Below are 18,614 nucleotides of genomic sequence, written 5' to 3'. Positions count from 1 at the left end.
GCAAGGGGGATGGAAATGCTAAAAGCGCCCAACCACGGAGGACACGGATGAACGTCAAGGGGCAGGCCGCCATCGTTACGGGCGGTGCATCGGGATTGGGCGGCGCCACGGCGTCGGCACTGGCGGCCGCCGGCGCCAAGGTCGCGATCTTCGACCTGCAGGACGAGCTGGGCGAGCAGAAGGCCAAGGAGATCGGCGGCCTCTTCGTCAAGACCAACGTGGCCGACGCCGGCAGCGTCGAGGCTTCCGTGAAGACGGTCGTCGAGAAGCTGGGCGCGCCGCGGGTCGTCGTGAACTGCGCCGGCATCGGTCGCTCCGGCCGCACCATCTCCAAGTCCGGCCCGCATGATCTCGCCATGTTCAGCCAGGTGATCCAGGTCAACCTGATCGGTACCTTCAACGTGATCCGCATCGCGGCCTACGCCATGAGCCAGGCTGAGCCGTTGGACGGCGGCGAGCGCGGCGTCATCGTCAACACCGCGTCGGTCGCGGCCTTCGATGGCCAGATCGGCCAGGCGGCCTATTCGGCGTCCAAGGGCGGCGTGGTCGGCATGACCCTGCCGATCGCGCGTGACCTGGCGAGCCTCGGCGTCCGCGTCTGCACCATCGCGCCGGGCCTGTTCCTCACCCCGATGATGATGAGCCTGCCGGCGGAAGCGCAGAAGAGCCTGGGCGCACAGGTGCCGTTCCCGTCGCGCCTCGGCGATCCGAAGGAATATGCTCAGCTCGCCATGAGCATCGTCGAGAATCCCATGCTGAACGGCGAGACGATCCGCCTTGACGGCGCGATCCGCATGGCGCCGAAGTAACCGCCGGAGGGCATGTCGATGCGGCTCGCGACGTTCCTGACGGCGGCGGTCGGACTGGCCGCCGTCGCCTCTCCGGCCAGCGCCGAGCCGCGCTGGCTTGCCTGCAAGGTCACAGACCAGGGGGGGCAGGTGCGCAATTTCAGCGTCGTGTTCGACGACCGGCGCAATACGGTTGGCGTCTGGGACGGTACCTCGTTGGCCGAAGGCACGAGCGTGGTCACCACCTTCCAGGCGCTGCGCGCGACTTTTCCCAATTTCTCGATGACCTACAATCGCAACGACGGCGCCTTCTCGATGACGCCGCTCGGTGCCAACTATGGCGGGCTGCTGCACGGCGAATGCCGCCGCAGTCTGCCACCACCCGGCGCTCCGGCCGGGCAGCGCTGAACCCTCAGTCGAGGTCGGCCGCCTGCTCGCAGCGCAGGTCGGCGACGCTGTTCTCCGTCGCCTGTCGCGCGGGCGTCGTCTGGCCGTTGCAGGTGTAGCGGATGCGCAGCGTCTTGGTCAGACGATCTGGCATACCGAAGATATAGGCCATCGCCGGCACCTGGCAGCGAGTCGGTCCGTTGCCGCAGATGTCGCGCACCTGCTGGGTCACGTCGATCGTGGAGGTGGGACCGCCCCAGGAGGCTTCGACGATGTCGATGCGCCGAGGCACCAGCGGCGTGCCGCCGACGCATGCCATCCGGACCTTGAAGGTGGGCGTCGCAACTTCGGACAGGACGAAGTTCTGCGGCTGGCAGGTCCAGATCACCGTCAACCTCTTGGCGACGTCGAAGCGGTTGTCGCTGTACGCGGGGCCATTGGCGAACACGTCACAGGGATAGCCACCCGGGCAGGTCACCAGGCTGGTCACGTCGGCCCCTGGCGCGTCCTGCGGCAGGCCCCAATAGGCGCGCTTTATCTGCGCCGTCTGCGGCACCGTCCGCGGAGACTGGTTGCACGCTACGACCGTTCCCACCACGGCGAGTGCCAAAATAACGAGACGACCCCAAGTCATGAAACCCCCGGCGGCTTTTTGCACTGACGTTCCCACTATTCCCGCGGGGCAAACTAACCGCGGGCCGCGACCCCGGCAATCGGCCAAGCTTGACACTATTTGCACTCTCCTTATGAAGCGGGGACGGAGATCGCGTTCACCCCATCAGGCGCCAGCCGGAGCATCGCGTCGAGTTCCCATCGAGAGGACGCCGGACATGCCTTCGCCTGACGCGCTTTCTCACGACGAAGGCCTTTCCCCTCCAAGTCATGGGGTTCCCCTGTCCGAGGCCGTGAAGGTCTGGCTGCGGGTTGCCGCCCTGTCGTTTGGCGGGCCCGCGGGCCAGATCGCCGTGATGCATCGCATCGTCGTCGAGGAGAAGAAGTGGATCGGCGAGCAGCGCTTCCTGCAGGCGCTGAACTACTGCACCTTGCTGCCCGGTCCCGAGGCGCAGCAACTCGCGACCTACATCGGCTGGCTGATGCACCGCACCGCGGGCGGGCTGATCGCCGGCACGCTGTTCGTGCTCCCGGGCCTGCTCGCCATCATGGCGCTGTCCTGGGTCTACGTGCTGCTGGGCAAGGTCAGCCTCGTGCAGGGCCTGTTCTTCGGCCTCAAGGCCGCTGTGCTGGTGATCGTGGTCGAGGCGGTGCTGCGGGTTGGCGGGCGCGCATTGCGCAACAACGCCATGCGCCTGCTCGCGGTCGCGTCGTTCGTCGCGATCTTTTTCTATGGTGTGCCGTTTCCGGTGATCGTGGTCGCGGCCGGCCTGATCGGCTTCACCGCCACGAAGTTCGGCCGGTCGGAATTCCAGACCGGCGGCCACCGTGCGGGCGGCCGGGCCGGACTGGGAGACGCCGAGTCGCTGCTCGGTGAGGCCACGCCCGACCATGCCAGACCCAACCTCGCCTGGACGCTGTCGATCGGCACGCTCTTCCTCGTTCTGTGGCTGGCGCCGGTGGCGCTGCTCTGGCTCATCCGCGGACCCGACGACGTGTTCACCCAGATCTCGGTCTTCTTCAGCAAGATGGCTGTGGTGACCTTTGGCGGCGCCTATGCGGTGCTGGCTTACGTCGCGCAGCAGGCGGTCGACAAATATGGCTGGGTGACGGCCGGCGAGATGCTCGATGGGCTCGGCCTCGCGGAATCGACACCTGGTCCGCTGATCATGGTGACGCAGTTCGTGGGCTTTCTCGGAGCCTGGCGCGATCACGAGGGCCTCCATCCGCTGCTCGCCGGGACGCTGGGCGGCCTTCTCACCACCTGGGTTACCTTCACGCCCTGCTTCCTCTGGATCTTCGTCGGCGCGCCCTATGTCGAAAAGCTGCGCTCGAACAAGGCCCTGTCGGGGGCGCTGGCGGCCATCACGGCTGCGGTCGTCGGGGTCATCCTCAATCTCGCCGTCTGGTTCGGGCTGCAGGTCCTGTTCGGCGAGCTGCGGCCGGTGCAGCTGCTCGGCGCCATGGTCAACGTGCCGGTTCTTGCCTCTGCCAACGTTGCCGCCGTGGCGCTGGCGGCCGCCTGTGCCGTTGCTGTATTCCGCTTCCGCTTCGGGATGATCCCGGTCCTGCTGGCCAGTTCGATGGCCGGCATCGTCTACGCATTGATGCTATAGGAACCCAATGACCGATACGCTCCCCGACCGACTGTCCACCAATCCCAAGAGCCCGCACTATGACGAGGCGCTTCTCCAGCGCGGCATCGGCATCCGGTTCGATGGCCAGGAGAAGACCAACGTCGAGGAGTATTGCGTGAGTGAGGGCTGGATCCGCGTTGCCGTGGGCAAGACGGTGGATCGCAAGGGCAATCCGCTGACCATCAAGCTCAAGGGCACGGTCGAGCCGTTCTTCGAGGCGAAGAAATCCTAGAGGGGGCCGGATGGCACGGGCGCGCGCGGATCAAGACTCACCGACGTTGCGCCCGCGCCGGCGCGGGATGCTGCGAGGCGCGGCGGCACTCGGCCTGCTGCTCGCGGCCGGACCGGCCGGGGCGCAGACCGTGAAGGTCCGCCTCGGCACGGCGACGCCAGGCGGCGGCTTCCCGGTCTACGGTGCTGCCTTCGTCGAGGGCGTGCGGCGGTTCGATCCGGCGTTGGAAATCGAGGCGATCAATACCCGGGGCAGCACCGAGAACGTGCCGATGCTCGAGGCTGGCACGCTCGACATCGCGCTGGTTCAGGGCGAGGTCGTGCATGCGGCGCTGCAGGGCGTGGGGCGCGCGCCCGCCGATCTGCGCGTGCTCACCGCCATGTATCCGACAGCCGGCATGTTCGTCGTGCGTGCCGACTCTCCCTATCGCACCATCACCGACCTCAAGGGCAAGCCGATCGCCTGGGGTGCCGGTGGTTCCGGCCTGGTGATTCTCGGTCGCTATGCCATGGACGGACTCGGCCTCGACGCGGCCCGGGATTTCCAGCCGATCTATCTCGAGCGCGCCGGCGATGGCCCGGCGATGGTGCTCGACGGCCGCGCTGCTGCCCTGTGGGGCGGCGGCAATGGCTGGCCGGGCTTCATGACCATGGCGACGAGCAAGGAGGGCGCCCGTTTCATCGCGCCCGATGCCGACGAGATCCGGCGAATCCTGGCCAGACACCCCTTCCTGAAGCCCGTCACCCAGCCGGCCGGGAGTTTTCCCGGACAGGCCACGGCCATCCCGTCGGTCGGTTCCTGGAGCTTCGTGCTGGCCCGTCCCGGTCTCGACGAGACGGTGACCTATCGCATGGTGAAGGCGCTGCACGCCCTGCAGCAGGCCGGCAATCCGCCGCCGCAGCTCGCCGAGACGACGGCGGCCAATACGGTTGCCGTCTTGTCAGGTCGCGAGAAATTGCACCCGGGTGCTGCGCGTTTCTACCGGGAACTCGGCCTTCTCACGTAACCAACGGCGGTCTGCCGCGTTGCCCGTCTGGAAACGATGGAGCACGCCATGGACAAGGCCAAGGACAAGATCGAAGGCGAGGGCAGTTACACCGCCACCGCCGATTACAACAAGCGCACCGCCGAATTCCTGAAGAAGGACAAGGTCGACGAGGCCGCACGCGACGCCGCGAAGGCGCTCGATTCCCAGGAGGGCGCGTCCCTCAAGGCCGCCGAAGCCAAGGGCAAGGCGGGCGACCCCAAGGGGCAGGGCGCGGCCAAGGCGAAGTAGCCTTTACTCTGGTTTGAGCAGGCCTTTCTTCGCAAGCTCGCCGATCCCGGCATCCTCGGTCTTGAGGAAGGCGGCGAAGGCCTCCGGCGTCGACGGGCGGACCGTCGCGCCGAGTTCGGCGAACTTCTGCTTGATAGTCGCGTCGTCCAGCGCTGAAACCGCTGCGGCATTGAGTGTCGCGATGAGCGCGTTTGGCGTGTCGTGCCTGACGAACAGGCCCAGCGTAGTGCCACCGTCGAACGGCGTGCAGCCAGTCTCGGCCAGGGTCGGGACGTCCGGCAGTTCGGGCGCGCGTTTCTCGCCGACGACCACCAGGGCGTGCAGTTTGCCGGACTTGATGTGGGGCAGCGAGCTGCTCAGCTGATCGCAGTAGCTGTCGATCTGTCCGGCCAGCGCATCGTTGAGGCCCACGCCCGACCCGCGATAGGGCACGATCGCGAAGCTCACCTTCTCGTTTTCCTGGATTCGCAGGATGTCGGTGTGGTTCGGCGTGCCATTGCCGGCGTGACCCATGCTGATCGTCCCGGGCTTTGCCTTGGCGGCCGCGAGAAGGGACTGCCAGTCCTTGAAGCGGCTGTTGGCCGGCACGACGATGATCATCACCACCGTGCTGAGGCTGGTGACCGGTGCAAAGGATGGCACCATCGATGGCTTGCCGGCCATCAGCGGCGAGACGTAGAGCGTTCCGAAAGCGGCAATCACCATTGTGTAGCCGTCGGCTGGAGCCTGGAGGACGAGGTCCTGGCCGACCACGCCGCCCGCGCCGGGTCGGTTGTCGATCATGACCGGCTGACCGAGCTTGCGCGACATTCCTTCGCCGGCGAGGCGTGCGGTGACGTCGGCATTGCCGCCGGCCGCGAAGGGCACGATGAAGCGAAGAGGTTTGGTCGGAAAGGACTGCGCGCGCGCGCCGAAGCCGGTTGCCAGCGCCGTCGTTGCCGCAAGTCCTCCCAGCAGGAATTTCCGCCGGTGTGCCACGATGCATTTCCTCCGTTGTTTGTTGGAGGAAGCATCCGCCGCGCCCGTCCTCCCGGCCAGCCGAATCGCCACGAACTTTCGCGCCCCGGAAGGGTTACTCCGCGGCCTGTGCCGTCATCCGGTTGAACTCCACCAGTTCGGCCCGCTGCTTCGGCAACGCTCCAGGATATTCCTCCTGAAGGAACACGATCAGCTTCTCACGCATCTCGCAGCGGAGATCCCAGGCCTCGGGCGAGGTCCGGGCACTCACGAGGCAGCGCAACTGCAGCGCCCGCTCGTTGCTGTCGACGACCTGCAGGTTCACCACCTGGCCGTCCCATAGCTTCGAGGCTTTCGCCAGTTCCTCGAGCTTCGTTCGGATGCGGGTGACCGGCACCGTATAGTCGACCCAGAGCATCACCGATCCGATCAGGTCGGTCGTCTGTCGCGTCCAGTTCTGGAAGGGCTTCTCCAGGAAGTAGGAGAGCGGAACGACCAGCCGGCGCCAGTCCCAGATCTTGATCACGACATACGTTCCGGTGATTTCCTCGACCCAGCCCCATTCGCCCTCGACGATGACGGCGTCGCCGATGCGGATCGGCTGGGTGAGGGCGATCTGGATGCCGGCGAACAGGTTCGTCAGCAGCGGGCGCGCCGCGAGGCCGACCACGAGGCCCGCCGCACCCGCCGAGGCAATCAGGCTCACGCCGTATTGTTTTACCGATTCGAACGTCATGAGGGCGGCCGCGACGGTGACGACGATGACGAGCGTCGCCGCCACGCGCCGCAGGACGCGCACCTGCGTCAGATGCTTGCGCCCGAGCGGATCCCCACTGAAGTCGATGTCGGTGCGGCGAAGGTAGAAGTCCGACGCCAGGGTGATGGCCGCCGTACAGCTCCACCCCAGGAGAAGAATGAAGGCGACGATCAGCCAATGCCCGATGGCTGCCTTGCCCTCGGTTCCGAGAGGCACCAGCGGCAGGGTGAGGGCGACGGCGAAGATAACCAGCGCCGCGCGAAGCAGCGCCTGCGTGGCCGACACCAGCGAATGGAGGAATTCGTACGATGCGGGAATCAACCAGCGCAACAGGCGCATGGCGAGGCCGTGCAGGGCGACCGCCACGCCCGCCGCCAGTAGCAGGAAGGCGACGGAGATGACCCAGTTCGGTGCCCATGTGACAGCCCGATCCAGCCAGGAAAGCGGATTTTCCAGTGGGTTTTCCATGGCGCTCAACGCCAGGAGGCGAAAATAGTTCCGAGGGTGCGATGCTGAATTCACCTCGATCTCGCACGACCTGACTGCGCAACCACATTCTTCGCGCCGGCATTCAGTTCCTGAACCCAAACGATAGGAGCGAAGCCATGCGAGTGAGCGAGGCGATGACGCGCGACGTTTGTGTCGCGAGACCCGATCACACCATTGAAGAGGTTGCGCGGATGATGCTGGCGATCGATGCCGGACTGCTGCCGGTAGGGGATGACGAGCGACTGGTCGGCATGATCACGGACCGCGACATCGCCGTGCGGGGTATCGGGAACGGCAAGGGACCTGCGGCTAAAGTGCGCGAGGTCATGACGCAGGACGTGAAATATTGCTTCGCCGACGAAGACACCGCTCATGTCGCCAGGAACATGGGCGAACTGCAGGTGCGTCGCCTGCCGGTGGTCGATCGTGACAAGCGTCTCGTCGGCATCCTGTCGCTGGCCGACGTCGCCTCGCATGAGAAGGATGGCCGCCGGGTCGGCAATGCCCTGCGCGAGATCGCCCAGCCGGGCGGCGAGCACAATCAGGGTGAGGAGGAGCGGGGGAGGGGCATGTGAGTTCGCCACACGCTGCCGTCTGGCTGAATGCCGATGAGGCGCACATCTTCCGCTTCGGTGCCGGCGAGGTCGAGAAGTGCGATGTGAAAGCCGGCGGGCACGGCCTCCCGCGCGATGCCGGGGCCTATTTCGAAGCCATCCTCGCCGAACTCACCGAGGTCGAGGGCTGGATGTTGGCCGGCCCGACCGGCCCGCTGAAGGACTTCGAAGAATATGTCCGAGTGGGCCACGCCGAGCAGTTGGCGCGAAAGCTGGTCGTCGTCGAGGCGATGGATCAGCCGCGCGATGGCGAACTGCTTCGCCACGCGCGCAAGCGCCTGGTATCCTAGTTGCTGTTTTCCAGGTGCCTCAACACATAGCGACGGCCATCGCGTTCAACCCCGAAGCGAACGCGATCGCCTACACTCAGGCCTTTCAGGACCTTCGGATCCTCGACGGCAAAGACTCGTACGCCGCCCTCGGGGAGAAGAGGCAAGGGACGGTAGTCCAGCGTGACGCGACCTGCGGCGGGATCGACCGCGACGACGCGGCCGCTGCCGAGAGGTGTGTCATCCGGCGCTTCGGCCGTGCAGTTCTGCACATCCGCGTCGCCGTCAGGGTCCGCGAAGATCGGCAAGGGTGCTGCAGCAAGCGGAGAAACCACACAGGGCGAGAGTGTCAGCGCGGCCAGGGCCGCAGCAAGCGTGAGGGACTTGGTAGACATCGGGCTGAACTTTCCAGAATGAACGCTACTCAGGCCCCCAATCTGGTAGTGGTCGGCCGGATTTCCAGTGGTTACAGAGCGGTTACGACCCGTCGATCACGCTGTGTAACGCGCCCGGAGCCCGCATTTGCGCGATCGTTCGAATTTGCGCGCAGACGGAAGGTAAACTCGTGTTGAAGCGCCGTTGAAGATGCCGCCGCCTCAGGCGATCGAGTCGATCACCTTGGCGAGCGCCACGTCCTTTTCCGACAGGCCGCCGGCATCGTGCGTGCTGAGGACGATCTCGACCTTGTTGTAGACGTTGAACCATTCGGGATGGTGATCGGCCTTCTCGGCAGCCATCGCCACGCGCGTCATGAAGCCCCAGGCTTCGTTGAAATCGGCGAACTTGAAGCTCTTCTGGATGGCGTCGCGACCGCGTACCTTCTTCCATCCCTTGATCGAGGCGAGCGCCTTGCTGCGCGCCCGGCCGGCGAGTTTCTCGGTCATGTCCATCTCCTCATTTGGCGTGAAGCTTGCCTCATCGCGGGCCAGCAGCCTAGGCTCGCCCCAACAAACCGGAGGCTTACTTGAAGATCACCCGTCGTACCGCCCTGCTTTCGTCCACCGCCGCCGCCCTCGGGGTCGCCGCTGCCGTTCCGCAAGCCTTCGCCCAGAAGAGTGCCGACCAGCTTCGCATCCTGTTCAACGATGCCGTGCCCAACGTCGACATGTATTTCAACAGCCAGCGCACGGGCCTGATCCTGGCGCATCAGGCCTGGGACATGCTGGTGCATCGCGATCCCGCGACCTTCGAGATCAAGCCGTCGCTCGCCACCGACTGGAAGTTCACCGACGACAACACGCTCGATCTCACGATCCGCCAGGGCGTCAAGTTCCACGACGGCAGCGCCCTCACGCCCGACGACGTCGTCTACACGATCAACATGGCGGCCGATCCAGCCTCCAAGGTCGCGACTCCCTCGAACTACGCCTGGATCGACAAGGCGGAGAAGACCGGCGACTGGACCGTGCGCATCAAGATGAAGCGGCCGACTCCGGCGGCCCTCGAATACCTCGCCATGGTGACGCCGATCCATCCTAAGGCCTATCGCGAGAAGGTGGGGCCCGAGGGCTTCTCCGCCAAGCCGATCGGCGCGGGGCCGTACAAGATCGTCCGGAACGAGCAGGGCAAGGAAGTCTTCTTCGAGCGCTTCGACGACTACTGGAAGGGCTCGCCCAAGGGCGTCCCGGCGATCAAGAAGCTGCATGTCCGCTTCGTGCCCGATCTCGCCACCGCGGTGACCGAACTGCTCGCCCAGCGCGCCGACTGGATCTGGAACATCAATCCCGACCAGGCCAACGACATCAACAAGATGCCGTTCCTGCAGGCCGTGCGGCAGGAGTCCATGCGCGTCGGCTACCTGTCGATCGATGCGGCCGGCCGCACCGGTGCCGACAATCCGCTCACCAAGCTCAAGGTGCGCCAGGCGATCTGGCATGCCGTCGACCGCAAGCAGTTCGCCGACAAGCTGGTCGGCGGCGGCAGCCGCGTGCCGCCGGCGCCGTGCTTCCCCAGCCAGTTCGGCTGCGATGCCGACGCCGCCGTGAAGTACGACTACGATCCGGCCAAGGCGAAGGCGTTGCTGGCCGAGGCGGGCTATCCCAACGGCTTCGACGTCGAGTTCGTGACCTACGTGCAGCCGACTTCGTGGCCGGCGTCGGTGCAGAGCTACCTCCAGGCCGTGGGCATCCGCGCCAAGATCAACCAGCTCCAGGTCGCGCCGGCCATCCAGAAGGCCCAGAAGGGCGAGGCGCCTCTCTACATGGGAAGCTGGGGCAGCTACTCGATCAACGACGTCTCGGCGATCCTGCCGGTGATGTTTGGCGCCGGCGCACTCGACAACTATTCCAAGGATCCGGAACTCGAGAAGCTGATCGCCGAGGGCGGGTCCACCTCCAACACCGAGGCTCGCAAGAAGGCCTATTCCGCCGCAATCAAGATCGCGACCGAGAAGGCCTACTGGCTGCCGATCAACACCTACGTGAACACCTACGCCTTCTCGAAGGGCCTGGAGTTCAAGACCTTCCCCGACGAGCTGCCGCGCTTCTACCTGGCGAAGTGGAAGTGACGCGCGCGAGCGCATCACTTCCATCCCGAGCGAAGTTGAGGGATCTCTTCTAAGGAACCAGCAGACACTCCACGCCGCCGCCGGGCCGAGGCCTGAGCGGCGGCGTTTCCGTTGAGCAGCGCGGTTCGGCGATCGGGCAGCGCGGGTGGAAACGGCAGCCCGGCGGGATGTTGGCGGGGTCGGGCATGACGTCGCCCAGGCCGACATCGGGCACGCCGAGCCCGGGCTCGGGCGTCAGCACCGAGGCCAGCAGCGCCTTGGTGTAGGGGTGTTCGGGTTGGTGGAACAGCGCCTGCGTCGGCTTCTTCTCGACGATGCGACCGAGATACATCACCGCCACCTCGCTCGCGACATGCTCGACGACCGCGAGATTGTGGCTGATGAACAGGTAGGTGAGTCCGAGGTCGCGGCGCAGCTCGGCCAGCAGGTTCAGGATCTGCGCCTGCACCGAGACGTCGAGAGCCGAAGTCGGCTCGTCGCACACGACGATGCGCGGTCGCAGCACCAGGGCGCGCGCGATGGCGACCCGCTGGCGCTGGCCGCCGGAGAGTTCGGCCGGCAGACGGTTGCCCATCTCGCCCGGCAGGCCAACGCGGGACAGCATCTCGTCCACGCGCTTGGCGATCTCGGCGCGCGAGAAGCTGCCCTGCGCCTGCAGCGGCATCGCCACGATGTCGCGGATGCGCGACAACGGATTGAGCGAGGAGAAGGGATCCTGGAATACCGGCTGGATCAGGCGCGCGCGCGCCTTGCGGTCCATGTCGACGATGCGCTGGCCCTCGACCGCGATGTCGCCGGAATCGGGCGTGAGCAGGCCGAGGATCAGACGGGCGAGGGTGGACTTGCCGCAGCCCGACTCGCCCACCACGCCCAGCACGCCGCCCGGCGGCACGGCGAAGGAGACGCCGTCGACGGCGACGACCCTGCGGTCCTTGCCCAGGATGCCGCCCGAGACGCGGAAGGTCTTGCCGACGGACCTGAGTTCGATCGCAGCTTGGGTATTCTCGTTCATGGCGCCAGCCGGCAGAGATAGTCGTGACCCGGCGCCGCGGTCTGATGCGGGACGGTGTGGGCACAGCTCGCCTCGGCGAAGCTGCAGCGATCGCGGAAGCCGCAGCCTTCGAAGCCCGGTCCGATGCGCGGCACCGTCCCGGGAATCGAGCCCAGAGGCTCGTCCTGGCGTTGCTTGCCCGGCACCGGCACGCAGCGCAGCAGGCCCTGCGTGTAGGGGTGCTTGGGATCGGCGAAGAGCTGGGCGGTGGCCGCGCTCTCGACCACTTCGCCCGCATACATGACCGAGACGCGATGGGCGATGCGGGCCACGATGCCGAGATCGTGGGTGATCAGCAGCAGGCCGAGACCGAGGTCGCGCTGGAGCTGCGCGAGCAGGCGCAGGATCTGCGCCTGCACCGTGACGTCGAGCGCGGTGGTCGGCTCGTCGGCGATCAGGAGCTGCGGCTCGCACATCAGCGCCATGGCGATCATCACCCGCTGGCGCAGGCCGCCCGAGAGCTGGTGCGGGAACTGGCCGAGCCGAAGCCCGGGCGCGGTGATGCCGACCCGGCCCAGCAGGTCGGCCGCGCGATCGGTGGCGACCCGCTGGCTCACCTTCTTGTGGCGGCGCATCACCTCGGTCATCTGCGAGCCGATCGTGTAGGCCGGGTTGAGGCTGGTCATGGGCTCCTGGAAGATCATGGCCATGGCATTGCCGCGCAGTCGCGCCATGCCGCGGTCGTCGAGCTTCAGCAGGTCCTCGCCCTGGAAGGCGAGGCGCCGTGCCGTGCGGCGGCCGCCGCGGGCCAGCAGGTTCATGATCGCGAGCGCCGTCACCGACTTGCCGCAGCCCGATTCACCCACCAGGCAGTGGGTCTCGCCGCGCTCGACCGTGAGCGAAGCGCCGCGCACCGCCGAAGTGCCGGCGAAGCCCACTTCGAGCCTTTCGACGTCGAGAAGCGTGCTCATGTGCGGGACCTCGTCGCGAAGGCGTCGCGCAAGCCGTCGCCCAGCAGGTTGATGCCGAGCACCAGCACGAACAGCGCCACGCCGGGGATCACGATCACCCAGGGGCTGAAGAACATGTAGTCCTTGGCCTCGGCGATCATCAGCCCCCAGGAGGGCAGCGGCGGCGGCACACCGAGCCCGAGGAACGACAGCGTCGCTTCGAGCAGGATCGCAAGCGCGATCTCGAGCGTCGCCACGACCACGAGATGGCTGGCGATGTTGGGCAACACCTCGCGGCTGAGAACTCGGAAGCGCGAGCAGCCGGCGCACCAGGCGGCGGAGACGAAGTCGAGGTTACGCACCTGCATGGAGGTCGAGCGCGCGACCACGGCGAAGCGGTCCCACAGCAGAAGGCCGAGAGTCAGGACCAGCAGCGTCATCGAGGTGCCGAGCAGGCCCACGACGGCGAGCGCCACCAGGACGACGGGGATCGAGAGACGTGTCGTGATGGCGAACAGCACGGCGTCGTCGATGCGTCCGCCGAAGAAGCCGCCCAGCACGCCGATGGTGATGCCGATCAGGCCCGACACGATTGTGACGGTGACGCCGATCAGCATCGAGATGCGGCAACCCCAGATCAGGCGGGAGAGATAGTCGCGCCCCAGCTGGTCGGTGCCGAGGATGAACTCCGGATTGTGCCCCTCCATCCAGAAGGGCACGAGCAGCCGGCGGTTGAGGTCCTGCGCGAAGGGATCGTGCGGCACGATCAGCGGGGCGAAGATCGCGGAGAACAAGGCAAGTCCCACGATGACCGCGCCGATCCACGTGCTGGCGCTCTTCCAGCCCCGACGCGGGCCGGCAGTGACCGAAGCCGCGGCGCTCATGCGCGCAGCCGCGGATCGAGCACGGCGTTCATCAGGTCGGAGACCATGGTGAGCGCCACGTAGATGACGGCAAGGACGAGAACGACCGCCTGCACGACCGGGAAGTCGTTCTTGGCGATGCTCTCCCAGGCGAGGAAGCCGACGCCGTGCAGGGCGAAGACCTGCTCGATGACGATCGAGCCGCCCAGCATGAAGCCGAGCTGCACGGCGGCGATCGCCACCACCGGGATCGCGGCGTTGCGCAGCGCATGCTTCAGCAGGATGGAGGCGCGCGAGAGGCCCTTGGCGCGGGCGGTGCGGATGTAGTCGCTGCCCATCGCCTGGATCATGCCGGCGCGCGTGAGGCGCGTCAGCGCCGGAATGGCGGAAAAGGCCAGCACGATGCCCGGCATGACGAAATGCTCCCACGAGCCGGTGCCAGAGATAGGCAGCCAGCCGAGGGTGAGCCCGAACAGGATCATCAGCAGCAGGCCCAGCCAGAAGGAGGGCATCGCCTGGCCGATCAGGGCGATCACCTGGACCGCGCGGTCGAAGCCGGTGTTCTCGCGCACCGCGGCCAGGATGCCCATCGGCAGTGACACGAGGAGCGCGATGGAGAGGCCGGTCAGCCCCAGAGTCAGCGTCACCGGCATGCGCTCGGCGATCAGCGACGAGACGTTCGTCTGGAAGAAGTAGCTCTTGCCCAGGTCGCCGGTTACGGCACGGCCCACCCAGTCGAAGAATTGTTCGAGCACGGGGCGGTCCAGTCCATAGGCCTTGCGGACGGCCTCGATATCGGCCGCCGTTGCGTTGGGCCCGGCGATCGAGATGGCGAGATCGCCCGACAGCCGTGTGAGAACGAAGGCGATGGTCATGACCGTCGCCGCCACGAGGAGTGCCACGACGAGGCGGCGGAAGAGGAACTGAAGCATGTGCGGGCGGACTTTAATGCGGATCGGTGAGGAAGGCGATCATGCGAATCGCGCGCCAAACGCCGCGCAGCTCCCCAGAACGGTCACGACGCCGCGCTTGGCGCGGGCGCACGGGTCCTATAAGGGGGAGTCATGCCGGTCTTCAACAATCCACGGCGTACGCCCTGCTTCGGCATCGCGCCCACTCTGGAGGACTTCGAGGCGATCGCCGCCGAGGCGCTGGCGACGATACCCGAGGAGTTCCGTCGGCACGTCGGGAACGTGCGCATACAGATCGACGACTTCCCGTCCGACGAGGTCGAGAAGCAGATGGATCTCGAGACTCCGTTCGACCTGCTCGGTCTCTATCAGGGCGTGTCGATGATGGAGCGGGGCGCCGGCCATGTCGCCAACGACATCGACCGCATCTTCCTCTATCGTCGCCCCATCCTCGACTACTGGTGCGAATCGGGCGAGGACCTGCCGCACATCGTGCGCCACGTGCTGATCCATGAGATCGGCCACCATTTCGGCCTGAGCGACGACGATATGGAAGCAATCGAGGCCAAGGCCGAGGAAGACTCGCAGCGCGCCTAGCGACGCGCGCAAGCCTCAGACGCGCATGGCCTCGCGATAGTGGCGCTCGGCATTCGTCCACTTGATCGCCTGAACGAAGGCCTCGATGTACTTCGCGGTGTCGGTGCCGTAGTCGGCGGCATAGGCGTGCTCGTACATGTCCATCGCGAGCAGCGGCACGCCGCCGGCCGGTGACATGGCGTCGTTCTCGGCGCGATAGTTGAACAGTCGCTTCTCGCGCGGCGCATAGGCCAGGATCACCCAGCCACTGCCCGCGTCGAGTGACCGTCCGATGAGCGCGAACTCCGCCTTCCAACGGTCGAGGCTGCCGAAATCGCGCGACAGGGCCTGAGAGAGCAGACCGGCCGGCTGTGTGGGGGCTTCGGCCAATCCATCGAAATAGAGTTCGTGCAACAGGGTCGAATTCTGCGTCGCCTGCTCGTCGCGTTTCAGTTCGCCCAGCCTTCCCGGCGTCACCTCCGCGAGGTCGATCCTCGAAAGTTCCTCGCCAATATCGTTCAGCTTCTTCACCTCGTCCGCATAGATGCCGTCGTGATGTGCCCGCAGCAGATCTGCGGACAGGCCCTTGACCTTTTCCGGGTTGATGACGAGGGGTTTGGCGGTGGCCTTCGGGACCGGAATCGCGGTCGTCACCTGGGGTGCCGATTGCTGGGCGCGTGCGCCAAAGGCGAACGCGCCGGCCAGCAGGCCGGCGCCCGCGGCCAGGGAGCGGCGGGATATGTCGGTCATGGGAGCTCCTCGCGTGTTCGCTGGAGCAACGCCTGTCATGGAGAGGAGTTGCGGCGCACGGGAGGCAGGTGGTAGCCGTCGATCAGCGCTTTTTCGGGCTGATAGGCGCGCAACACCAGGCGCATCGGGCCGGCCGGCGCCGGCAGCCAGTTGGCGGCGTGCTCGCCCGGCGGCGGGTCGCGCTGGATGTAGAGGCTGAGCGATCCGTCGGCGGCACGGACCAGTCCAGCCGTTCGGTTGCCGATCGCCCGGCGATCGATCGGATTGTCGACGAAGCGGGTTCTGCCGCCGGGCGTCACTTCGTAGACCGATAGCGACCAGAAGGAGCGCGCCGGTGGCAGGCGATCGGCCGTAAACGTGAGGGTATAGCGCTGCGCTCCGTGAAGGGGCCGACGGTCGGCATCGACGGCGCAGCTCACGTCGACCTCGTCAGGGGACAAGGGCGCCCCCAGCCCCGTCAGTGCCGAAGCCGCCCGAGAGAGATAGTCGTCGCCGAAGCTCCCGGCGTGCCGCGAGCCGTAGGTCCAGCCGTCGATCGTGCGGCCGCGACCGACGGCGCGAACGTCGGCATGGGCCTGGGCGATGCCCGCATGGATCGCCCGACGCTCGGCCTCGTTGAAGGCCCGCCGGTCGAACTTGCGTCCCGGTTTGAGTTTCAAGGGGGCAAGCGCCTCGAACAGCGGCCGGTCGCGCTCCGGCAACGGGCTCTCGCCCAGGGCGCGCAGGCCGATGTCGAACAGGTCGAGCGGATCGCCCGGGTGCGCGGCCGGCCAGTCGGCGACGGGTTCGGGAGGCGCCTGCGTGCGGAAGCGCATCAGTTCGCCGGTTTCCAGGATGCGCCGCTCGTTGCGCATGTCGGGCGTCTCGAGCAGCACGCGGTTCTGCAGGATGCGCACGCGGTCGAGTTCCTCTGGCTCGTCGACCAGGATACGGCCCAGCAGCCACACCGAAGGGGTCGACGCGCGGACCAGTGTCACGTCGCTTGGCGCATCGCCTGCCCAAGTGGGCGCGACGATCATGTGCGTCACCAGCCCGACGGTTTGTGGACGCGGGCGAACGACGAAGAATGTATCAGAGAACAGGTCGATGAAGGCGTAGCTGTAATGGAGATCGCCGATCGGCGGCACGGTGAGGAACAACGGCTCCAGGGAAAGATCGAGCCAGGCCGAAGAATAGAGTGTGTCGGCATCCGGCGTCGGGACGGCACTCGTATCCGGGTCGGCAAGCGTTGCGACATTGCGGAAGCGGTTGAGCCGCTGGCGCTGCGGGTTCGCCTCGTCGACCGTGGCGTGCCAACGGGCGCGATACATCTCATAGACCGGGAAGAGGTAGATGGTGGCACGCCGAGCGAGATCGCGCAGGGCCGCCTTCGCATCCTGCGCCTGCGCTTTCCGGGCCGCGGCCAGCGCGGTCAGGCCGAGGCCACCGAGCGCGGCACGACGACCGAGGGTCATGCGGCCCGCTCGCGCGCCTGTCGTCGTTCGGCGACGAAGGCCGCCGCTTCCTTCCAGGGCGCCAGCGTCCAGAAGGAGCGCGCCCGGCCCGAGGGCGAGGCCAGCACGAAGGCCGCGGCGCCTTCGAGAAGCTCGACCTGCCGGCCGTAGGCGGGAGCCTTTACGCCCAGCGCGAGCGACGCGGCGTGTTTGGAGGTGAAGGCGATGGCGGCGGGCCGGTAGCGCCGCAGCTTGGCGTGCAGCGACTGCGCGTCCATCGCCTCGGGGCTGAGTTCGTGGTCCGATCCGACTTCGGTCTTGTTGAGGTCGGTCAGTCCGAGCCCCAGCGTGAGCAGCTCGGGGTAGCGCTGCGGCGCCAGCCGCTCGGGCGTCAGGCCGACCGCGTGCAGGGTCGGCCAGAAGGCATTGCCGGGATTGGCGTAGTAGGCGCGCGCCTTGAACGACGCGGGGCTCGGCGCGGTGCCGCAGAACACCAGGTCGAGCCCCGGCGCCAACAGGTCCGGGATGAGGGGATTATTGCGGATTGATGCCCGCGGCACGGATGACCTCGCCCCAGCGTTTGATTTCGGTCTGGATGTAGGCGTCGATCTCGGGGACCGTCATGGTGCCGGGCTCGAAGCCGCCGGCCTTCATGCTCTCCATCACGTCGGGAGACTTCAAGGCCTTCTCCGTGGCAATCCGAAGCCTGTCCTTGATCTTTGCCGGCGTGCCGGTCGGCACCGCCCAGATCGACCAGGAGGTCACGACGAGGTCCGGCGAAACCGCCTCGGCGAAAGTCGGCGTGTCGGGCAGGACCGTCGAGCGCTTGGCGCCACTCGACGCCATCGGCTTCAGCTTGCCGGCGCTGACCTGGCTCATCAGCGAATCGATGTTGGAGATCACCATCGGCAGGTGGCCGGCCAGCACGTCGGCGGCGGCCGCGGCGGCGCCGCGATAGCTGATGAAGGTGATATCGACGCCGGTCTTCTGCTTGAACAGCTCCATCGTCAGGGTAGGCGAGGTGCCGAGGCCGGACGAGCCGAACGAGTATTTTCCAGGTTCCTTCTTCGCCGCCGCGATCAGTTTGGGCAGCGTGTCGTGCGGGAAGCCGGGGCTGCAGCAGAGCAGGTTGGGCTGCGTCCCGATCCAGGCGACGGTCTCGAGGTCGGTGACGGCATTGTAGGCCGGCTTGCGATAGAGGTGAGGCACCAGCGCATGGCTGCCGATGTTGCCCAGCAGTACCGAATAGCCGTCGGGTGGCGACTTGGCGACGTTATCGGCGGCGATCGATCCGCCGGCACCCGTGCGGTTCTCGACCACGAAGGTCTGGCCGAATTCGTCACTGAGCTTGGCGGCGAGCCGCCGGGCGATGTTGTCCTGCGAGCCGCCCGGCGTGAACGGGCAGACGATGCGCACGTTGCGGTTGGGCCAGTCGTCGGTCTGGGCGAGGGCGAAGGTCGGGACGAACGGCAGCGTCGCCAGGCCGGCCGTGAAGTGACGTCTCCTCATTTCTTCTTCCTTTGTTCGAAGATTGTTGCCGCGATGATGCACGAGGTGTGTCGCGTCGCCTAGAGCCATGCCCAACCTCGATTTCGTCCTGAGGTTCCGTGGCCTTG

The 18,614-nt window shown here is 66.7% G+C and carries 23 protein-coding genes; 10 read left to right on the top strand and 13 right to left on the bottom strand.

The features are described 5' to 3' along the window. The first annotated feature begins 47 nt into the window (after positions 1-47). Both ACT6UX_RS14285 and ACT6UX_RS14280 read left to right on the top strand, forming a co-directional pair. Positions 48-809 (top strand): SDR family NAD(P)-dependent oxidoreductase, encoded by a 762-nt coding sequence (locus ACT6UX_RS14285; protein ID WP_444775822.1) that lies wholly within the window; start codon positions 48-50, stop codon positions 807-809. 18 nt (positions 810-827) lie between these two features. Next, entirely contained in the window at positions 828-1,196 is a 369-nt protein-coding gene (locus ACT6UX_RS14280; RefSeq protein ID WP_444775821.1) for a hypothetical protein, read from the top strand. Positions 1,197-1,200: 4 nt separating this feature from the next. Here the strand turns inward: ACT6UX_RS14280 and ACT6UX_RS14275 are convergent, their stop codons facing one another. Further along, positions 1,201-1,809, bottom strand: coding sequence for a hypothetical protein (locus ACT6UX_RS14275; RefSeq protein ID WP_444775820.1), 609 nt, complete (start codon positions 1,807-1,809; stop codon positions 1,201-1,203). 196 nt (positions 1,810-2,005) lie between these two features. On the opposite strand from ACT6UX_RS14275, the gene chrA reads away from it, so the two are divergent. The 4 genes from chrA (at position 2,006) to ACT6UX_RS14255 (ending at position 4,932) form a co-directional block, all read left to right on the top strand. Continuing rightward, positions 2,006-3,403, top strand: a complete 1,398-nt coding sequence (chrA, locus tag ACT6UX_RS14270) for a chromate efflux transporter (RefSeq protein WP_444775819.1) — start codon at positions 2,006-2,008, stop codon at positions 3,401-3,403. Between the two features lie 7 nt (positions 3,404-3,410). Beyond that, entirely contained in the window at positions 3,411-3,656 is a 246-nt protein-coding gene (locus tag ACT6UX_RS14265) for a DUF3297 family protein (RefSeq protein ID WP_444775818.1), read from the top strand. Positions 3,657-3,723: 67 nt separating this feature from the next. After that, positions 3,724-4,662 carry a TAXI family TRAP transporter solute-binding subunit gene (locus tag ACT6UX_RS14260; protein WP_444775817.1) on the top strand — a complete coding sequence of 313 codons (939 nt, stop codon included), beginning with the start codon at positions 3,724-3,726 and terminating at the stop codon, positions 4,660-4,662. A gap of 48 nt (positions 4,663-4,710) precedes the next feature. Then, the gene (locus tag ACT6UX_RS14255) at positions 4,711-4,932 is read left to right on the top strand and encodes a hypothetical protein (protein WP_444775816.1); all 222 of its coding nucleotides are present in this window, start codon (positions 4,711-4,713) and stop codon (positions 4,930-4,932) included. Between the two features lie 3 nt (positions 4,933-4,935). Here the strand turns inward: ACT6UX_RS14255 and ACT6UX_RS14250 are convergent, their stop codons facing one another. Together ACT6UX_RS14250 and ACT6UX_RS14245 are read right to left on the bottom strand one after the other, a co-directional pair. After that, positions 4,936-5,910: a Bug family tripartite tricarboxylate transporter substrate binding protein gene (locus ACT6UX_RS14250; RefSeq protein ID WP_444775815.1), complete on the bottom strand. Its 975-nt coding sequence runs from the start codon at positions 5,908-5,910 to the stop codon at positions 4,936-4,938. 94 nt (positions 5,911-6,004) lie between these two features. Further along, a complete protein-coding gene (locus ACT6UX_RS14245) occupies positions 6,005-7,114 on the bottom strand; it encodes a mechanosensitive ion channel family protein (protein ID WP_444775814.1) in 1,110 nt (369 codons plus the stop codon). A 137-nt stretch (positions 7,115-7,251) separates the two neighbouring features. On the opposite strand from ACT6UX_RS14245, the gene ACT6UX_RS14240 reads away from it, so the two are divergent. Both ACT6UX_RS14240 and ACT6UX_RS14235 read left to right on the top strand, forming a co-directional pair. After that, the gene (locus ACT6UX_RS14240; protein WP_444775813.1) at positions 7,252-7,710 is read left to right on the top strand and encodes a CBS domain-containing protein; all 459 of its coding nucleotides are present in this window, start codon (positions 7,252-7,254) and stop codon (positions 7,708-7,710) included. After that, positions 7,707-8,039 (top strand): hypothetical protein, encoded by a 333-nt coding sequence (locus ACT6UX_RS14235; RefSeq protein WP_444775812.1) that lies wholly within the window; start codon positions 7,707-7,709, stop codon positions 8,037-8,039. The genes ACT6UX_RS14240 and ACT6UX_RS14235 overlap by 4 nt, the downstream gene beginning before the upstream one ends. On the opposite strand, the gene ACT6UX_RS14230 is transcribed toward ACT6UX_RS14235, so the two are convergent. Continuing rightward, the gene (locus ACT6UX_RS14230) at positions 8,036-8,413 is read right to left on the bottom strand and encodes a copper-binding protein (protein ID WP_444775811.1); all 378 of its coding nucleotides are present in this window, start codon (positions 8,411-8,413) and stop codon (positions 8,036-8,038) included. The genes ACT6UX_RS14235 and ACT6UX_RS14230 overlap by 4 nt on opposite strands. Positions 8,414-8,614: 201 nt before the next feature. Beyond that, the gene (locus tag ACT6UX_RS14225) at positions 8,615-8,908 is read right to left on the bottom strand and encodes a 4a-hydroxytetrahydrobiopterin dehydratase (protein WP_444775810.1); all 294 of its coding nucleotides are present in this window, start codon (positions 8,906-8,908) and stop codon (positions 8,615-8,617) included. Positions 8,909-8,982: 74 nt separating this feature from the next. Here ACT6UX_RS14225 and ACT6UX_RS14220 point away from each other — a divergent pair, with 74 nt between their 5' ends. Further along, on the top strand, positions 8,983-10,524 hold the full coding sequence (locus ACT6UX_RS14220) for an ABC transporter substrate-binding protein (RefSeq protein WP_444775809.1): 1,542 nt from the start codon (positions 8,983-8,985) through the stop codon (positions 10,522-10,524). A gap of 49 nt (positions 10,525-10,573) precedes the next feature. On the opposite strand, the gene ACT6UX_RS14215 is transcribed toward ACT6UX_RS14220, so the two are convergent. From ACT6UX_RS14215 to ACT6UX_RS14200, 4 genes are read right to left on the bottom strand one after another with little or no spacing between them, the layout of a single operon-like run. After that, positions 10,574-11,536 (bottom strand): ABC transporter ATP-binding protein, encoded by a 963-nt coding sequence (locus ACT6UX_RS14215; protein ID WP_444775808.1) that lies wholly within the window; start codon positions 11,534-11,536, stop codon positions 10,574-10,576. Then, a complete protein-coding gene (locus ACT6UX_RS14210) occupies positions 11,533-12,486 on the bottom strand; it encodes an ABC transporter ATP-binding protein (protein WP_444775807.1) in 954 nt (317 codons plus the stop codon). The genes ACT6UX_RS14215 and ACT6UX_RS14210 overlap by 4 nt, the downstream gene beginning before the upstream one ends. Further along, positions 12,483-13,349: an ABC transporter permease gene (locus ACT6UX_RS14205; protein WP_444775806.1), complete on the bottom strand. Its 867-nt coding sequence runs from the start codon at positions 13,347-13,349 to the stop codon at positions 12,483-12,485. Before ACT6UX_RS14205 ends, ACT6UX_RS14210 begins: the two co-directional genes overlap by 4 nt. Next, positions 13,346-14,260 carry an ABC transporter permease gene (locus ACT6UX_RS14200; RefSeq protein ID WP_444775805.1) on the bottom strand — a complete coding sequence of 305 codons (915 nt, stop codon included), beginning with the start codon at positions 14,258-14,260 and terminating at the stop codon, positions 13,346-13,348. The genes ACT6UX_RS14205 and ACT6UX_RS14200 overlap by 4 nt, the downstream gene beginning before the upstream one ends. A 132-nt stretch (positions 14,261-14,392) precedes the next feature. Here ACT6UX_RS14200 and ACT6UX_RS14195 point away from each other — a divergent pair, with 132 nt between their 5' ends. Beyond that, positions 14,393-14,836, top strand: coding sequence for a metallopeptidase family protein (locus ACT6UX_RS14195; RefSeq protein ID WP_298316839.1), 444 nt, complete (start codon positions 14,393-14,395; stop codon positions 14,834-14,836). A 15-nt stretch (positions 14,837-14,851) separates the two neighbouring features. On the opposite strand, the gene ACT6UX_RS14190 is transcribed toward ACT6UX_RS14195, so the two are convergent. The 4 genes from ACT6UX_RS14190 to ACT6UX_RS14175 are packed head-to-tail and all read right to left on the bottom strand — an operon-like array spanning position 14,852 to position 18,507. Further along, the gene (locus ACT6UX_RS14190) at positions 14,852-15,565 is read right to left on the bottom strand and encodes a superoxide dismutase (RefSeq protein WP_444775804.1); all 714 of its coding nucleotides are present in this window, start codon (positions 15,563-15,565) and stop codon (positions 14,852-14,854) included. Positions 15,566-15,600: 35 nt separating this feature from the next. Next, positions 15,601-17,019 carry a DUF1254 domain-containing protein gene (locus ACT6UX_RS14185; protein ID WP_444775803.1) on the bottom strand — a complete coding sequence of 473 codons (1,419 nt, stop codon included), beginning with the start codon at positions 17,017-17,019 and terminating at the stop codon, positions 15,601-15,603. Next, entirely contained in the window at positions 17,016-17,558 is a 543-nt protein-coding gene (locus tag ACT6UX_RS14180; protein WP_444775802.1) for a mismatch-specific DNA-glycosylase, read from the bottom strand. The genes ACT6UX_RS14185 and ACT6UX_RS14180 overlap by 4 nt, the downstream gene beginning before the upstream one ends. Then, the gene (locus ACT6UX_RS14175) at positions 17,533-18,507 is read right to left on the bottom strand and encodes a Bug family tripartite tricarboxylate transporter substrate binding protein (protein WP_444775801.1); all 975 of its coding nucleotides are present in this window, start codon (positions 18,505-18,507) and stop codon (positions 17,533-17,535) included. Before ACT6UX_RS14175 ends, ACT6UX_RS14180 begins: the two co-directional genes overlap by 26 nt. Positions 18,508-18,614: the final 107 nt, after the last annotated feature.

It is taken from the genome of Reyranella sp., assembly GCF_052439685.1.
In the GTDB taxonomy this organism is placed as follows: domain Bacteria; phylum Pseudomonadota; class Alphaproteobacteria; order Reyranellales; family Reyranellaceae; genus Reyranella.
This window is presented reverse-complemented; position numbering and strand designations above follow the sequence as displayed.

Excerpts from the sequence above, each read along its gene's own strand:
- ACT6UX_RS14195 (WP_298316839.1), top strand. The coding sequence starts at position 14,393 with ATGCCGGTCTTCAACAATCCACGGCGTACGCCCTGCTTCGGCATCGCG.
- ACT6UX_RS14215 (WP_444775808.1), bottom strand. The coding sequence starts at position 11,536 with ATGAACGAGAATACCCAAGCTGCGATCGAACTCAGGTCCGTCGGCAAG.
- ACT6UX_RS14255 (WP_444775816.1), top strand. The coding sequence starts at position 4,711 with ATGGACAAGGCCAAGGACAAGATCGAAGGCGAGGGCAGTTACACCGCC.
- ACT6UX_RS14275 (WP_444775820.1), bottom strand. The coding sequence starts at position 1,809 with ATGACTTGGGGTCGTCTCGTTATTTTGGCACTCGCCGTGGTGGGAACG.
- ACT6UX_RS14260 (WP_444775817.1), top strand. The coding sequence starts at position 3,724 with ATGCTGCGAGGCGCGGCGGCACTCGGCCTGCTGCTCGCGGCCGGACCG.
- ACT6UX_RS14230 (WP_444775811.1), bottom strand. The coding sequence starts at position 8,413 with ATGTCTACCAAGTCCCTCACGCTTGCTGCGGCCCTGGCCGCGCTGACA.
- ACT6UX_RS14200 (WP_444775805.1), bottom strand. The coding sequence starts at position 14,260 with ATGCTTCAGTTCCTCTTCCGCCGCCTCGTCGTGGCACTCCTCGTGGCG.
- ACT6UX_RS14175 (WP_444775801.1), bottom strand. The coding sequence starts at position 18,507 with ATGAGGAGACGTCACTTCACGGCCGGCCTGGCGACGCTGCCGTTCGTC.
- ACT6UX_RS14285 (WP_444775822.1), top strand. The coding sequence starts at position 48 with ATGAACGTCAAGGGGCAGGCCGCCATCGTTACGGGCGGTGCATCGGGA.
- ACT6UX_RS14240 (WP_444775813.1), top strand. The coding sequence starts at position 7,252 with ATGCGAGTGAGCGAGGCGATGACGCGCGACGTTTGTGTCGCGAGACCC.
- ACT6UX_RS14265 (WP_444775818.1), top strand. The coding sequence starts at position 3,411 with ATGACCGATACGCTCCCCGACCGACTGTCCACCAATCCCAAGAGCCCG.
- ACT6UX_RS14205 (WP_444775806.1), bottom strand. The coding sequence starts at position 13,349 with ATGAGCGCCGCGGCTTCGGTCACTGCCGGCCCGCGTCGGGGCTGGAAG.
- ACT6UX_RS14280 (WP_444775821.1), top strand. The coding sequence starts at position 828 with ATGCGGCTCGCGACGTTCCTGACGGCGGCGGTCGGACTGGCCGCCGTC.
- ACT6UX_RS14190 (WP_444775804.1), bottom strand. The coding sequence starts at position 15,565 with ATGACCGACATATCCCGCCGCTCCCTGGCCGCGGGCGCCGGCCTGCTG.
- ACT6UX_RS14245 (WP_444775814.1), bottom strand. The coding sequence starts at position 7,114 with ATGGAAAACCCACTGGAAAATCCGCTTTCCTGGCTGGATCGGGCTGTC.
- chrA (WP_444775819.1), top strand. The coding sequence starts at position 2,006 with ATGCCTTCGCCTGACGCGCTTTCTCACGACGAAGGCCTTTCCCCTCCA.
- ACT6UX_RS14225 (WP_444775810.1), bottom strand. The coding sequence starts at position 8,908 with ATGGACATGACCGAGAAACTCGCCGGCCGGGCGCGCAGCAAGGCGCTC.
- ACT6UX_RS14185 (WP_444775803.1), bottom strand. The coding sequence starts at position 17,019 with ATGACCCTCGGTCGTCGTGCCGCGCTCGGTGGCCTCGGCCTGACCGCG.
- ACT6UX_RS14210 (WP_444775807.1), bottom strand. The coding sequence starts at position 12,486 with ATGAGCACGCTTCTCGACGTCGAAAGGCTCGAAGTGGGCTTCGCCGGC.